Source organism: Mesorhizobium sp. M1409 (genome assembly GCF_040317535.1).
In the GTDB taxonomy this organism is placed as follows: Bacteria; Pseudomonadota; Alphaproteobacteria; order Rhizobiales; family Rhizobiaceae; genus Mesorhizobium.
On sequence record NZ_JAMYKV010000013.1, the window covers coordinates 25,789 to 39,312 of the forward strand.

Annotated in this window: 11 protein-coding genes; 2 read left to right on the top strand and 9 right to left on the bottom strand. The window is 64.7% G+C overall.

Going from position 1 to position 13,524, the window contains the following annotated elements:
• The first annotated feature begins 250 nt into the window (after nucleotides 1–250).
• On the top strand, nucleotides 251–928 hold the full coding sequence (locus NKG99_RS13030) for a response regulator (protein ID WP_352868038.1): 678 nt from the start codon (nucleotides 251–253) through the stop codon (nucleotides 926–928).
• The gene (locus NKG99_RS13035; protein ID WP_352868041.1) at nucleotides 925–2,277 is read left to right on the top strand and encodes a sensor histidine kinase; all 1,353 of its coding nucleotides are present in this window, start codon (nucleotides 925–927) and stop codon (nucleotides 2,275–2,277) included. The genes NKG99_RS13030 and NKG99_RS13035 overlap by 4 nt, the downstream gene beginning before the upstream one ends.
• A gap of 20 nt (nucleotides 2,278–2,297) precedes the next feature.
• Here NKG99_RS13035 and NKG99_RS13040 read toward each other — a convergent pair whose 3' ends face one another.
• The 9 genes from NKG99_RS13040 to NKG99_RS13080 form a co-directional block, all read right to left on the bottom strand.
• Nucleotides 2,298–3,176, bottom strand: coding sequence for an ABC transporter permease (locus tag NKG99_RS13040; protein ID WP_352868042.1), 879 nt, complete (start codon nucleotides 3,174–3,176; stop codon nucleotides 2,298–2,300).
• Between the two features lie 99 nt (nucleotides 3,177–3,275).
• Nucleotides 3,276–4,130: an ABC transporter ATP-binding protein gene (locus NKG99_RS13045; RefSeq protein ID WP_352868044.1), complete on the bottom strand. Its 855-nt coding sequence runs from the start codon at nucleotides 4,128–4,130 to the stop codon at nucleotides 3,276–3,278.
• A 160-nt stretch (nucleotides 4,131–4,290) separates the two neighbouring features.
• Complete coding sequence (locus tag NKG99_RS13050; RefSeq protein ID WP_502913485.1) at nucleotides 4,291–5,277, bottom strand: ABC transporter substrate-binding protein; 987 nt, start codon at nucleotides 5,275–5,277, stop codon at nucleotides 4,291–4,293.
• Nucleotides 5,278–5,479: 202 nt separating this feature from the next.
• Nucleotides 5,480–6,259 carry a 4-hydroxy-tetrahydrodipicolinate reductase gene (gene dapB / locus NKG99_RS13055; protein ID WP_352868048.1) on the bottom strand — a complete coding sequence of 260 codons (780 nt, stop codon included), beginning with the start codon at nucleotides 6,257–6,259 and terminating at the stop codon, nucleotides 5,480–5,482.
• A gap of 16 nt (nucleotides 6,260–6,275) precedes the next feature.
• Nucleotides 6,276–8,369, bottom strand: a complete 2,094-nt coding sequence (locus NKG99_RS13060; RefSeq protein WP_352868050.1) for an ATP-dependent helicase — start codon at nucleotides 8,367–8,369, stop codon at nucleotides 6,276–6,278.
• A gap of 84 nt (nucleotides 8,370–8,453) precedes the next feature.
• On the bottom strand, nucleotides 8,454–8,627 hold the full coding sequence (locus tag NKG99_RS13065) for a hypothetical protein (RefSeq protein WP_352868052.1): 174 nt from the start codon (nucleotides 8,625–8,627) through the stop codon (nucleotides 8,454–8,456).
• A 395-nt stretch (nucleotides 8,628–9,022) separates the two neighbouring features.
• The gene (locus NKG99_RS13070; protein WP_352868054.1) at nucleotides 9,023–9,172 is read right to left on the bottom strand and encodes an arginase family protein; all 150 of its coding nucleotides are present in this window, start codon (nucleotides 9,170–9,172) and stop codon (nucleotides 9,023–9,025) included.
• 72 nt (nucleotides 9,173–9,244) lie between these two features.
• Nucleotides 9,245–11,353 (bottom strand): molybdopterin-containing oxidoreductase family protein, encoded by a 2,109-nt coding sequence (locus NKG99_RS13075; RefSeq protein WP_352868056.1) that lies wholly within the window; start codon nucleotides 11,351–11,353, stop codon nucleotides 9,245–9,247.
• 195 nt (nucleotides 11,354–11,548) lie between these two features.
• The gene (locus NKG99_RS13080) at nucleotides 11,549–13,426 is read right to left on the bottom strand and encodes an ABC-F family ATP-binding cassette domain-containing protein (RefSeq protein ID WP_352868057.1); all 1,878 of its coding nucleotides are present in this window, start codon (nucleotides 13,424–13,426) and stop codon (nucleotides 11,549–11,551) included.
• Nucleotides 13,427–13,524 lie beyond the last annotated feature (98 nt).

The window sequence follows — 13,524 nt, forward strand, 5'->3', positions numbered from 1 at the left end:
ACCGCCGGGCGCGACCGTTCACCGAGCCGGCGTTCACCACATGCTGCACGGTCCGTCAACAGAAGACGAACCGATCGGTTCGATTTGTGCGAAGGCGCCGCCGCCTGAACCTCGGGATCTCCAGCATTTGCCTTGCGGATGGATCGATATTATCGCTGGTGCACGATCATCAATCGGGCGCGACCTGGCTGTGCCAGTCGAAGAAACAGATGGAAATCCGGGTGAACCGCACCCCAGGACAGCGATAGAGATGCGGCTGCTGCTCGTCGAAGACAATCGCGACCTGGCCGACTGGCTGGGCAAGACCCTGCGTCAGGCGAACTATGTGGTGGACGTCGTCCATGATGGCGAGGATGTCGAGCATGCCCTGGCCGCCGGCGACCACGCGCTTGTCATCCTCGACCTGGCATTGCCGCGCATGGGCGGGCTAGAGGTGCTGCGCATGTTGCGGGCGCGCGGCAACCGTGTGCCGGTGATCGTGCTGACCGCCAATGCCAGCCTCGACGGCCGCGTCAAGGGCCTCAATGAAGGCGCCGACGATTATCTGGCAAAGCCGTTCCAGATCGAGGAGCTGGAGGCTCGCATCCGCGTGCAGCTGCGCCGCGCCAATGACCGCACCGCGCCCGTCGTCGCCTGCGGCGATCTCGTCTTCGACACCAATACCCGGCTGTTTTCGCTCGCTGGCGAGACGTTGGCGCTGACGCCGCGCGAACACGCAGTGCTGGAGCAATTGATGGTCAAGGCCGGGCGCACGGTGAGCAAGGCGGCGTTGTCGGCCGCGATCTATGATTTCGAGACCGACGCCGACCCTAGCGCCATCGAGATCTATGTGCACCGTGTACGCAAGAAGCTCGAAGGATCTCGTGTCCAGATCGCCACCTTGCGTGGCCTCGGCTATCTCTTGCGTCATGACGATTTGGCGCCATGAGGACCAGCAGCCTCCGTTTGCAGTTGCTGGCCTGGGTAGTGCTGCCGCTCGCCGGGCTCGCCACCATCAACCTGTGGACCAGCCACCGCAGCGCGCAGGCGACCGCCGATCTGGTCACGGACCGGATGCTGTTGGGTTCGGCGCGCGCCATCGCCGAGCAGGTTGCCATTGTCGACGGCGTGCTCGACGCCACGGTGCCGCCGGCGGCGATCGAGATGTTCGACACCGGCGATCGCGACAGCGTCTATTATCGTGTCGAGACGGCTGGCGGGCGTTTGCTGACCGGCTACCCCGACCTGCCCGAGGGTCCGAGGCAGCCCAGCACGGAAGCGGTCTATCGCGACCACGCGCTGCGGCTGCTGACATTCAGTCATGCGGTGGTCGGCGCCGGCGCTGACTCGCCAATATCCGTCACCGTTGGTGTCACGCTGGCCGGGCATGATGCCATGGTGAAACGGCTGTGGCTCAGCGCCTTTGCCCAGCAACTGGCGCTGGTGGCCATTGCCGGCATCTTCGTGCTGCTTGGCCTGCGTCGCGGCCTGGCACCGCTGATCCGGCTGCGCGACGCGGTGCGCTCTCCAGGCCGCAGCGATCTCGATCCGGTCGAAGTGCCGGGGGCGCAAAGCGAGATTCAGCCGCTGATCGATGCGTTGAACGCCTACATGGAGCGGGTGCGCGCGCAGATGGCGGCGCAACGCCGCTTCATCGCGAACGCGGCGCACCAGTTGCGCACACCGCTGGCGCTGCTGTCGACACAGGCGAGCTACGCGCTTCGCGAAAGTGCTGCGGAGGCGCGACAGGAAGCCCTGGTGGCGCTGCAGGCAAGCTCCGGCAAGCTGGCGCGGCTGGCCGAACAGTTGCTGACGCTATCGCGAGCCGAACCCGGTAGCCGGCGGCCGCGCGCCGACCGCATCGACCTGACCGACGCCGCCCGGCACGTGCTGGAAACCCAGGCGCCGGCGGCGATCGCTCGCAGGATCGATCTCGGCCTCGAGGAGGCTGGCCCCGTGCCGGTCATCGGCGACGGCACCATGCTGCGCGAGATGATCGTCAATCTTGTCGACAATGCGCTTCGCTACTCGGCAGCCGGCGGCAGCGTCACGGTGAAGCTGGCGGTCATCGACGGCAAAGCCGTGCTGACGGTCGCCGATGATGGGCCCGGCATTCCGGCGGACGAGCGAGATCATGTGTTCGAACGCTTCTACCGCATTGCCGGTTCGACCGAGGAAGGCAGCGGGCTTGGCCTCGCCATCGTACGCGAGGTCGTCGAAAATGCCGGCGGACGCGTCACCCTTGGAGATGGCGCGACCGGTGGCCTGGTGGTTGAGGTAAGGTTGCCTTTGGCCTGATCGCGGCATGCCGAAGTGGATCAGGTCCCCTGCTCGTTGAACGGCGCCGGCCGCCATTTGACGACATAGTTCTCGAAGCGGGTGATGATGAACTCCACCACCAGCGCCATCACCGCCAGGATGATCATGGCGGCAAAGACACCATTGGCGTTGAAGGCGCCCTGCGCCGTCGAGATCAGCAGGCCCATGCCTTGCTTGGCGCCGAGGAATTCGCCGACCACCGCGCCGACCAGGGCAAAGCCGAAGCTGACATGCAGGCTGGCCAGGATCCAGCTCATCGCCGACGGGATGATGACGGTGCGGGTGATCTGGAATGGCGAAGCGCCGAGGATCTGGGCGTTGGCGATCATCGCCCGGTCGGCTTCGCGCACGCCCTGGAAGGCGTTGGCGAAAACGACGAAGAACACCATTACCACGGCGAGCGCCACCTTGGAGGCCATGCCGAGGCCGAGCGCGATGATGAACACCGAGCCCAGCACGACGCGCGGCACCGAGTTGGCGATCTTGATGTAGATCGAAAAGACGTCCGCCAGCAGTCGGTTGCGGCCGAGGATGATGCCCGCGGCGATGCCTCCGACGGCGCCGATGACGAAGCCGAGGAAGGTTTCCTCGAGTGTCACATAGATCTGCACCCAGAGCGGCCCTTGCGACGTGCCCTCGGTGACCCACACCCAGATCTGGTCCCAGATACCGGACGGGCTGGCGAAGAAGAACGGATCGATGATGTCGTGGTCGGCACCGAGTTCCCATAGGCCGAGGAAGACGACCAGGATAGCCAGGCGCAGGCCGATGACCAGCGCATGCCGGCGGCGCACCCGTGCCTTCGCCCGGCCTTCGGCAACGGCGATGGAGGCATCGCGGACGGCGGCCTGGGAAGTGGTGGGAGATATGGCGGTCATGGCAGCGTCTCCTCTCAGAGCAATTCCAGGAAAAGTGCCAAGCGGTTTTCCGTCCGGAATTGCGAAAACAAAACCATTGGAGCGGGTCGGCGACCCGCTTCAATGGCCGGTTTGCAAGGTGCGGCTCTGGCCGAGCTGCACTTCCTCGCGCAGGTCGTTCCAGATCACCTTGGCGATCTCGACGAATTTCGGGTCGTAGCGAATGTCGGCCATGACGCGCGGACGCGGCAGGTCGATGTGGTAGACGCTCTTGACCGTGCCCGGCCCGGCCGTCAGAACATAGACCTTGTCGGCCAGTGCCACTGCCTCCTCCAGGTCGTGAGTGACGAACACGACGGAAGACTTCTGCTGCGACCACAGACCCAGCAGCTCGTCCTGCATGGCGGTGCGCGTCTGCATGTCGAGCGCGCTGAACGGCTCGTCCATCAGCAGGATCTTGGGCTGGTTGATGAAGGTCTGGGCGAGCGCGACGCGCTTGCGCATGCCGCCGGACAGCTGGTGCGGATAGTGCTTTTCGAAGCGGCCGAGGCCGACACGGGCGATCCAGTCACGCGCCCGCTCATAGGCCTGCGCCTTTGGCATGCCGCGATAGAGCGGGCCGGCGGCGACATTGTCGATGACGCTGCGCCAGGGAAACAGCGCGTCAGCCTGGAAGACGAAGCCAATGTCGCGGCTGATATCGGTGACGGGGCTGCCCATGACACGGACATTGCCGGTCGTCGGGCGCAGCAGCCCGGTGACGAGATTGAGCGTCGTCGACTTGCCACAGCCGGTCGGCCCGACGACGCAAGCGAATTCGCCGCGCGCCACTGTCATGGTGAAATCGCGGATCGCCGTCATCATATGGCCGTCCGGCGTGACGAAGCGCAATGTCACGTCGTCGATGGCGATCGCGGCGTCAGCTGGCGGCGCGGCCTGAGACAGCCTCTTGGCCGCCATGGGTTGCAGTTGCATGGCACACTCCTGTCGCAATGGGGCAAGGGAGCCCACGGCGCGGCCGCGGGTCTCCTGGTGGTCCGGCAAGGGCCGTGCCGCTGCGGTTACATTCAAGCAAGCGGCGCAAGCCGTTGTTCTTCAACGAGCAGAGATGGAAGCCCCTGCCCGTCGGGCGACGCTACTTGGCGGCGTCGACGAACGCCGTCGTGTAGGTCTTCGACAGGTCGATCTGCTTGCCTTGCAGGCTCTTGGAGAATGTCGAGAGGACCTTGAGCACGGTTGGCGGGCCGTCGGCCGGCATGCGGCCGTCCGGCGTGAACATCGCCTTGCCGCCGGCCAGCCCCTGCACGTAGAGATCCCTGTTGCCGGCGTAGTAGTCCTTCGGCATCTTGTCGGCGATCTCCCCGGCCGAATGCGTGGCGATGAACTTCATCGTCATGACGAAGGCATTGGCGAGCTTCTGTGCCTCATCCTTGTGGTCTTCGAGCCAGGCGGACTGGACGTAGAAGGACGCCGCCGGATAGGGGCCGCCCAGCGCTTCCTTGGTCTTTTCAGGCGTGCGCATGTCGACCAGGACACTGGCCTCACCGGTCTTCAGCAATTGGGAAATCGTCGGCTCGGTGGTCATGCCGGCCTGGATCTGATCCTGCTTGACGGCGGCAATGAAGGTGTTGCCGGCGCCGACCGGCAGCAGCGTATAGTCGCCAGGCTTCAGGCCGTTGCGCACGGCCAGATACTGACTGAGGAAATCGGTCGACGAGCCGAGGCCGGTGACGCCGAGCGTGGCGCCCTTGAAGTCGGCCGGCGATTTGATTTCGGGATGCTTGGCGGAGACCAGCTCGACCTCGCCCGGCGCTTGGCTGAACTGGACGATCGACTGGATGTATTTGCCCTTCGACTGCAGGTCGACGGTGTGGTCGTAAAAACCAACGACGCCCTGCACGGCGCCGGCCAGCAGTTCATTCTCGGCCTCGACGCCGGCGCGCGAGTTGACCAGTTCGACATCGAGCCCCTGGTCCTTGAAGTAGCCGAGCTGCTGGGTGAGCACGGCCGGCAGATAGATTTGCTTCTCCATGCCGCCGACGATGATGGTGATCTTGTCGGCCGCCGATGCCGCCGTGGCACTCGTTGCGGCGATGGCCAACGCCAGCGTCGCTGAACGCAAGGCGCACTTCGAGATGATACCTGTCACGAAACTTCCTCCACCTGGGCGGCGCGCCGACAGGCTGCGCCGCATTTCCTCCTCACCGGCCACCAAGGGCCGGTCACGCGGTGAACACCGCGGCCCCGTCATGGCATGCCCAAGCTTTCAGCTGGCTTTCAGCCGTTCGATGAGCGGAATAGATGAAATCGGGCGGGATTGCTCATCACGAGGCGTTGAACCCAAGCACGTCGCGCATGTCATATTCGCCGGGCGGTCGGCCCCTCACCCAGAGTGCGGCGGCGATGGCGCCGCGCGCGAACATGACACGGTCCTGCGCCGAATGCGACAGGGTCACGGTCTCGCCCTCGGCGCAGAAGCCGACGCTGTGTTCGCCAATGATGCTGCCGCCGCGCATCACCGCGAAGCCGATCTCGCCGGCTGGACGCGGGCCGGTAACGCCGTCGCGGACCCGCCTTGCGACCGTCCCCAGGTCGATGCCGCGCCCGCCGGCGGCGGCTTGCCCGAGCATCAGCGACGTCCCCGACGGCGCATCGATCTTGTGGCGATGATGCGCCTCGACAATCTCGACATCCCAGTCGTCGGGCTCGAGCGCTTTCGCCGCCCGCTCGACCAGCCCGACCAGCATGTTGAGCCCAAGCGAAAAGCTGCCGGAGCGCACGATGGCGATGGTTTTCGCGGCATCGGCGATGGTCGCCAACTCAGCGGCACTGAATCCTGTCGAGCCAATGACCAGGGCCGGCCCGCCGCGCTCGGCGCAGACCCTGGCCAGGTCGGCCGAGGCAGCCGGCGTGGTGAAATCGATCACGACATCGGCCATGGCAAGCGCCTCGTCGCGGCTCACCAGACCTTCGCCGACAGTCCCCGACCGGTGGAAACGTGAGGCTAGCGCCAGCCGCGCATCGGCCTGCACGGCGTCGGCCATCTGGCGACCCATGCGGCCCAGCGCGCCCGCGAGGGCTATCCTGGTCGGTGGTTGGGGCATGCGCCGACCCTTGAGACTATTTCCACATGCCGCGCATGCGAGCGCCGATGTCGACGCGCACCTCCGGCCGGGCCGCCCTGCCCTGCGCCGCTTGCGCGGTCGGCCACGATACCTGTTGGAATGCCGCAAGGATCGAAGCCGGGATGAAGCGGGTGCGCGAAGCATAGAGATGGCGGTCGCCGCGCGCCGCCTGGCCGTGCGGAAAGAAGCGTTGCGGCATGACCAGATTGAGATTGTCCTTGGCCCGCGTCATCGCCACGTAGAGCAGCCGGCGCTCCTCGTCGATATCTTCCTTGGTGCCGACGCCGAGATCAGCCGGAATGCAGCCGTCGACCGTGTTGAGCACGAAGACATTCTTCCATTCCTGGCCCTTGGCCGAATGGATGGTCGACAGGATCAGATAGTCCTCGTCGCGATGCGGCGGCCCGGCCTGGTCGCTGGTCGCGTCCGGCGGATCGAGCGTCAGTTCGGTGAGAAACCGTTCGCGCGAGGCGTAACCCGACCCGATCTGCTCAAGCTGCAACAGATCGGCACGCCGCGTTGTAGCATCCTCGTGGATGCGTTCCAGATGCGGCTCGTACCACAGCCTGATCTGTTCGAGATCGGCAGGCCATTTGGCGCCGGCCCGCAGGCCGGAATAGAGCGAGACGAAGCCCGGCCAGTCATCGGCCGCGCGTTGCGGCGGGCGCCAGCCGGCCAGGCCCATCGCTTCGTCGAGCGCCGTCGTCATCGTCTCGACGATCTGCGCGGCGGCCGAAGGGCCGATGCCCGGCATCAGTTGCAGCACGCGGAAGCCGGCGACGCGGTCGCGCGGGTTTTCGGCAAAGCGCAGCACCGCCAGCACATCCTTGACATGGGCGGCATCGAGGAACTTCAGGCCGCCGAACTTGACGAAAGGAATGTTGCGGCGGGTCAGTTCGATCTCCAGCGGTCCGCTGTGATGCGAGGCGCGAAACAGCACCGCCTGGGATTTCAGTGCCGTGCCGGCCTCGCGCTCGGCCAGGATGGTGTCGCAGACGAAATTGGCCTGCTCGACCTCGTCGCGCACGGTCACCAGTTTTGGTCTGTCGGTCGATTTGCGCTCGGACCACAGGTTTTTGGTGAAGCGCTCCGAGGCCTCGCCGATCACCGCATTGGCGGCGGCCAGAATGGTTTCGGTCGAGCGATAGTTGCGCTCCAGCATCACCACGTCGGCGGCCCGCGCGAACTGTTTTGGGAAGTCGAGGATGTTGCGAACCTCGGCGGCACGGAACGAATAGATCGACTGGGCATCGTCGCCCACCACCGTCAGCCCAGCGCCGTCGGGTTTTAGCGCCAGCAGGATCGAGGACTGCAAGCGGTTGGTGTCCTGATACTCATCGACCAGCACATGGTCGAAACGTCCGCCCAGATGGGCCGCTATTTCAGGTTCGGCCGTCATCTGCGCCCAGTAGAGCAGCAAATCGTCGTAATCGAGCACGTTTTGCGACTGCTTGGCCTCGACATAACCGGCGAACAGCAGTTTCAGCTGCTCGGCCCAGCCGGCGCACCAGGGAAAGGCAGACCCCAATACCTCGTTAAGCGGCGCCTGCGCATTGACGGCACGCGAATAGATGGCAAGGCAGGTGCCCTTGGTGGGAAAGCGCGCTTCCGTTTTCGAGAAGCCGAGCTCGTGCCGCACCAGGTTCATCAAGTCGGCGGAATCCTCGCGGTCATGGATGGTGAAGGCCGGGTCGAGGCCAATCTCCAGCGCATAGTCGCGCAGCAGCCGTGCGCCGATGCCGTGAAAGGTGCCGGCCCAGGTCAGCGCGTCGGCGATCACCGCGGCGTCGCGGCCGAGCACTTCGCCGGCGATGCGCTCGACACGCCTGGCCATTTCGGACGCGGCGCGGCGCGAAAAGGTCATCAGCAGGATGCGGCGCGGGTCCGCCCCCTTGACGATCAGGTGGGCGACGCGGTGAGCCAGCGTGTTGGTCTTGCCGGAGCCAGCGCCGGCGATGACCAGCAGCGGGCCAGCGATCTGGCCGTCGCCATGCTCGACGGCCTGGCGCTGGGCATCGTTCAGCCGCGCGAGATAGGCAGGCTGGACGGTTGGTTCCCGAAAGGTCGAATCAGCGGCGGCGAGGTTCATCGCCCATCAAGCATCGTTTCTGCTTTGTTCGCAACGTCAATGCGAGGCAGACCGAGCCCCACGGACCGAGGAAACGGATCGCCCCTAGCGCCCGGGATCGACACCCATGGCGGCTGACTGCCGGCGTAAGGCCTCGCGATCATGTTGCGGCGGTGGCAGAAGCAGCGGATCGACTGTATCGGGCACGTCCTCGACCATCTTCCTGGCGATTCGATAGGCGACATAAGCCAAAGCGCCGGCGACAAGCAGACGGAACATGGTTGCAACACTCCATTGAAGCATTGAAGCAGGACCAACCGAGGAAACGGCATTTGGTTCCCTTGCCGATCATCCAGGCGCGCGATCAAAGTTCGAGGGCGGCGATGACTTCGCTTGCGCTTCCCCGATGCATTCTCAAGGCGCCGCGGGCGGAACTAGGCGTTGCGAGTTTGTGTCCTGCCTCATGCCGCCTGTGGAGTCCGGAGCTGAGGTCGCCGTCAGCTCACGCTCCGGTTCGGCAGGCTCTTGGGGAAGAAGGCCGGCGCCGCTTGGGAGGAAGAATGAAGCGCCGGCCAAGCGGATAATTAGGTCCGCCGCACAGCAGAAGGTAGCTGAGTCTTTCCCCGGCGTCATCGGGAGATCGTCTTCGTTAAAAACGTACCCTCGCGGGCCTGTCACCCATGTGTCTTGACCATCATCCCGGCAATCTCCTTGAGGAGTTTTGCCGCCACGCCGGCGGTCAGATTGGCGATGTCGCGAGACGGGTTTAGTTCAACGATATCGGCGCCCACGATCGGCTGGTTGGAATGGATCGCCGACGACATCAGCTACCGACGAAACCGAAGGAAGGCGGCCGAAATCCTGCCGGTATGATTGGCGCGAAAGGAACTGAGTTCTTAGCCTGCCGCGCGCAGCCAGACCTTGTTGTCGTGGAAGGCGGCACCGCCATAGGGTGCCGGCGCATCGGCGCCGGTCAGCACGTTGATGCCTTCGCCACGCTCATGCGCGCTGTTTGGCCAGATGCCTTCGGCGATGACCACGCCGCGCTTGATGCCGTCGAACAGTTTTGCGTGCAGCACGACCTCGCCACGCTGATTGCCGACCTCGACGCGGTCGCCGTCGGCCAGTCCATGTGCCGCGGCATCGTCGGGGTGCAGCAAGAGCTCCGGCCGGCCTTCCCTGGCCTTCGATACCGGTGTCTCCGAGAATGTAGAGTTGAGGAAATTGCGCGCCGGCGACGTCGCCAACCGGAACGGATGCGCCTCGTCGGCGACCTCGATCAGGTCGACATGATCAGGGAATTCCGGCAGCCGCTCCACCGGCCCGAACAGCCCCATGCTTCTCGGCGGCCTGTTGGGCGCCGCCTGCCCGGTCCAGTCGGCGCGGAAGCGGAATTTACCATCCGCATGGCCAAATCCCTTGATGAAATGCGCGGTCTCGAAATCCGGCTGCAGGTCGACCCATTTGTCCTCCTTCAAGCTGTCGAAGCTGCCCAGCCCGCGCTTGCCCAGGATGATGTCGATATGCTGGCGCTCGGTGAGACCAAAACCCGGGCGGTCGGCGACCCCGAGGCGCTCAGCCAGTTCCTCGATGACGAAATGGTTGGTGCGCGGGCCTTCCGGTGGCTCAATCAATTTGGGGCCAAGCGTGATGTGCTGGTTGCCGCCGCCCTTGTAGACGTCGTCATGCTCCAGGAACATCGTCGCCGGCAGCACGACATCGGCGAGCTTGGCCGTGTCGGTCATGAACTGCTCATGCACGCAGGTGAACAGGTCGTCGCGCATAAAACCCTGCTTCACCAGCCGCTGCTCGGGCGCGACATTCACCGGGTTGGTGTTCTGGATCAGCATGGCCGTTACCGGCGGGCCGCCATAAAGCGCATCGCTGGCACCGGTCAGCACCGGGCCGATACGTGAATGGTCGAGATGACGGATCGAGGGATCGCGCATCTTCGTGCCTTCAAGCACATCCTGGTTGAGCTTGAAGATGCCGGAATTGGAGTGGAAGGCGCCACCGCCCTCATATTGCCAGCTGCCGGTGACAGCCGCGATGCACGACGCGGCATGCATGTTGACGGCGCCATTGCGCTGGCGTGCAAAACCATAGCCGAGCCGGAAATAGGTTTTCTTGGTCGTGCCGACAAGCCGGGCGAAGGCCTCGATCTCGGGGGCCGTCAAGCCTGTGATATCAGCCGCCCATTCCGGCGTGCGCGTCCTCAGATGCTCTTCCAACCCTTTTGGGTCGTCGGTGTACTTTTCGAGATAGGCGCGGTCGGCGAGACTGTCGCGAAACAGCACATGCATGACGGCGCAGGCCAGCGCGCCATCGGTGCCGGGCTTCAGCACCAGGCCGAGATCGGCCTGCTTCATCGTCGCATTCTCGTAGACGTCGATGACGACGATCTTGGCACCACGCTCCTTGCGCGCCTTGATGGCGTGGGTCATGACGTTGACCTGCGTGACCACCGCATTGGTGCCCCAGATCACCACGCAATCGGATTTCGCCATCTCGCGCGGATCGGGACCACGCAGCGCGCCTGCCCCCATCATCCAGCCGGTCCATGCCAGGTTGGTGCAGATCGAACCGAAGAAGCCGGAATATTTCTTGGCATGGCGCAGCCGGTCGATGCCATCGCGCTGCACCAGCCCCATCGTGCCGGCATAGTAATAGGGCCAGACCGTCTCCGAACCGTATTTCTCCTCGGCCACGATGAACTTTTCGGCGACGAGGTCGAGTGCTGCCCCCCAGCTCGCTTCCTTCCAGCCACCGTCGCCCTTGGCGCCAGCTCGGATCAGCGGCTTCAGAAGCCGGTCGGGATGGTGGACGCGGTCGGCATAACGCGCGACCTTGGCGCAGACGACACCGGCGGTATACGTGTTGGCCTTGGCGCCATGGACGCGACCGATGCGGTTGCCATCGAGCAGTTCGACCTCGAGCGCGCAGGTCGACGGGCAATCATGCGGACAGGCCGAATGGCCGATTCTGAGCTTGGCGTGCTGGTTCATGGGTGCAAAGTAATTGATTGTGACCGGCGCGTGTAGGGCCAGATAGCGCCTTCCCTTCTCCCCCTGTGGGAGCGCCGGGACGGTTGAGGGGTGTTCCAGCGGAGTGAGACGCTTGCGTTCCCTGGAACACCCCTCATCCGACCTCGCTTCGCGAGGCCACCTTCTCCCACAAGGGGAGAAGGAAAGAACACTCCCCTACTCCGCCGTGCCTTCCTCATATTCGGCCGACATGGTCAGCCATTTTTCCTCGTGGCCGGCCAGCGTCTGCGCGAGTTGCGAGCGCTCCTTGGCCAAACGGGTCGCGGTCGAGGGATCCTTTTCATAGACAGCAGGATTCGACAGCTCGTCCTCGATGCCGTCGATGCGCTTGCGGATGCGGTCCATCAGCGCTTCGGTGGCGCGGATCTCCTTGGCCAGCGGCTCGAAGGCGGCGCGGCGCGCTGCCGCGTCGCGGCGGCGATCGGCTTTTGACGCCTTGTCGGCCTCGCGCTTGCCGCGGCGGTCGCCGGACACGCCGGTGACCAGCGTCTTGTAGTCTTCCAGGTCGCCATCATACGGGTTGACCGCGCCGTCCTTGACCAGCCACAGCCGGTCGGCGGTCGCTTCCAGCAGATGCCGGTCGTGCGAGATCAGAATGACGGCGCCGGGAAATTCGTTCAGCGCATGGATCAGCGATTCGCGGCTGTCGATGTCGAGATGGTTGGTCGGTTCGTCGAGGATGAACAGGTTGGGGCCCTCGAAGGCCGACAGGCCCATCAACAGCCGTGCTTTCTCACCGCCCGACAGATCCTTGGCGGCGGTGTTCATCTTCTCGGTCGTGAGGCCGAACTGGGCGACGCGGCCGCGCACCTTCGATTCAGGGGCCTCCGGCATCAGCCGGCGGACATGCTCGTAGGCGTTTTCCTCAGGCCGGAGATCATCGAGCTGATGCTGGGCGAAGATCGCCACCTTCAGCCCGGGCGCCACCGTCATGGTACCACTCTCCTGCTTGAGCCGGCCGGACAGCAATTTGGCGAACGTCGACTTGCCGTTGCCATTGGCGCCGAGCAGCGCGATGCGGTCGTCAGCGTCGATGCGCAGCGTCATCTTCTTGAGGATCGGCTGCCCGTCGGTGTAACCGACATTGACGTTGTTCAGCGCCACGATCGGCGAGGCCACCGTCTTCACCGGTTCGGGGAACGAGAATGGCCGCACCGAATCGTTCACGATCGCCGCGATCGGCTTCATCCTCTCCAGCGCCTTGATGCGCGACTGGGCCTGCCTCGCCTTGGAGGCCTTGGCACGGAAGCGTTCGACGAAGGATTCCATATGTTTGCGGGCGGCTTCCTGCTTGACGCGGCCCTTCTCCTGCAACTCCTTCTGCTCGGTGTACTGGCGCTCGAACTGGTCGTAGCCGCCGCGCCAGAAGGTCAGCTTCTTCTGGTCGAGATGGACGATCGAGTTGACGGCGCGGTTGAGCAGGTCGCGATCGTGCGAGATCAAGAGCACCGTGTGCGGGTATTTCGACACATAGTTTTCCAGCCACAGCGTGCCTTCGAGATCGAGATAGTTGGTCGGCTCGTCGAGCAGCAGAAGGTCGGGCTCCGCGAACAGCACCGCGGCGAGTGCCACGCGCATCCGCCAGCCGCCGGAGAAGGACGAGGCGGGGCGGCGCTGTGCCGCGTCATCGAAGCCGAGGCCGGCGAGAATGGTGGCGGCCCGGGATTCGGCGGAGTGGGCGTCGATATCGGCCAGTCGCATATGGATATCGGCGATACGGTGCGGATCGGTCGCCGTCTTTTCCTCTTCGAGCAGCGCCGAGCGTTCGAGATCGGCCTTGAGCACGATCTCGATCAGCGCATCCTCGGTGCCCGGCGCTTCCTGCGCCACCTGGCCGATGCGGGTGCTCTTCGGCAAGCTGATCGAGCCCGTCTCCGAGGGAAAATCGCCGGTGATGGCCTTGAACAGCGTCGTCTTGCCGGTGCCGTTGCGACCGACAAGGCCAGCCTTGGTGCCGGCCGGCAAGGTCAGCGAGGCATGGTCGAGAAGCAGGCGTCCGGCCATCCGGAGCGAAAGGTCGTTGATGATCAGCATGGCCGCGCTTTTGCACTGGACATCAACGCTTCGCAAGACCTTGTGGGCCAGTTGGCCGCACAAGGTCTTGAAACGACGCCCGCGAAGGCGCCGTCAAA

Coding starts and splice junctions, on each gene's coding strand:
- NKG99_RS13030 (WP_352868038.1), top strand. CDS start 251: ATGCGGCTGCTGCTCGTCGAAGACAATCGCGACCTGGCCGACTGGCTG.
- NKG99_RS13035 (WP_352868041.1), top strand. CDS start 925: ATGAGGACCAGCAGCCTCCGTTTGCAGTTGCTGGCCTGGGTAGTGCTG.
- NKG99_RS13040 (WP_352868042.1), bottom strand. CDS start 3,176: ATGACCGCCATATCTCCCACCACTTCCCAGGCCGCCGTCCGCGATGCC.
- NKG99_RS13045 (WP_352868044.1), bottom strand. CDS start 4,130: ATGCAACTGCAACCCATGGCGGCCAAGAGGCTGTCTCAGGCCGCGCCG.
- dapB (WP_352868048.1), bottom strand. CDS start 6,259: ATGCCCCAACCACCGACCAGGATAGCCCTCGCGGGCGCGCTGGGCCGC.
- NKG99_RS13060 (WP_352868050.1), bottom strand. CDS start 8,369: ATGAACCTCGCCGCCGCTGATTCGACCTTTCGGGAACCAACCGTCCAG.
- NKG99_RS13065 (WP_352868052.1), bottom strand. CDS start 8,627: ATGTTCCGTCTGCTTGTCGCCGGCGCTTTGGCTTATGTCGCCTATCGA.
- NKG99_RS13070 (WP_352868054.1), bottom strand. CDS start 9,172: ATGTCGTCGGCGATCCATTCCAACCAGCCGATCGTGGGCGCCGATATC.
- NKG99_RS13075 (WP_352868056.1), bottom strand. CDS start 11,353: ATGAACCAGCACGCCAAGCTCAGAATCGGCCATTCGGCCTGTCCGCAT.
- NKG99_RS13080 (WP_352868057.1), bottom strand. CDS start 13,426: ATGCTGATCATCAACGACCTTTCGCTCCGGATGGCCGGACGCCTGCTT.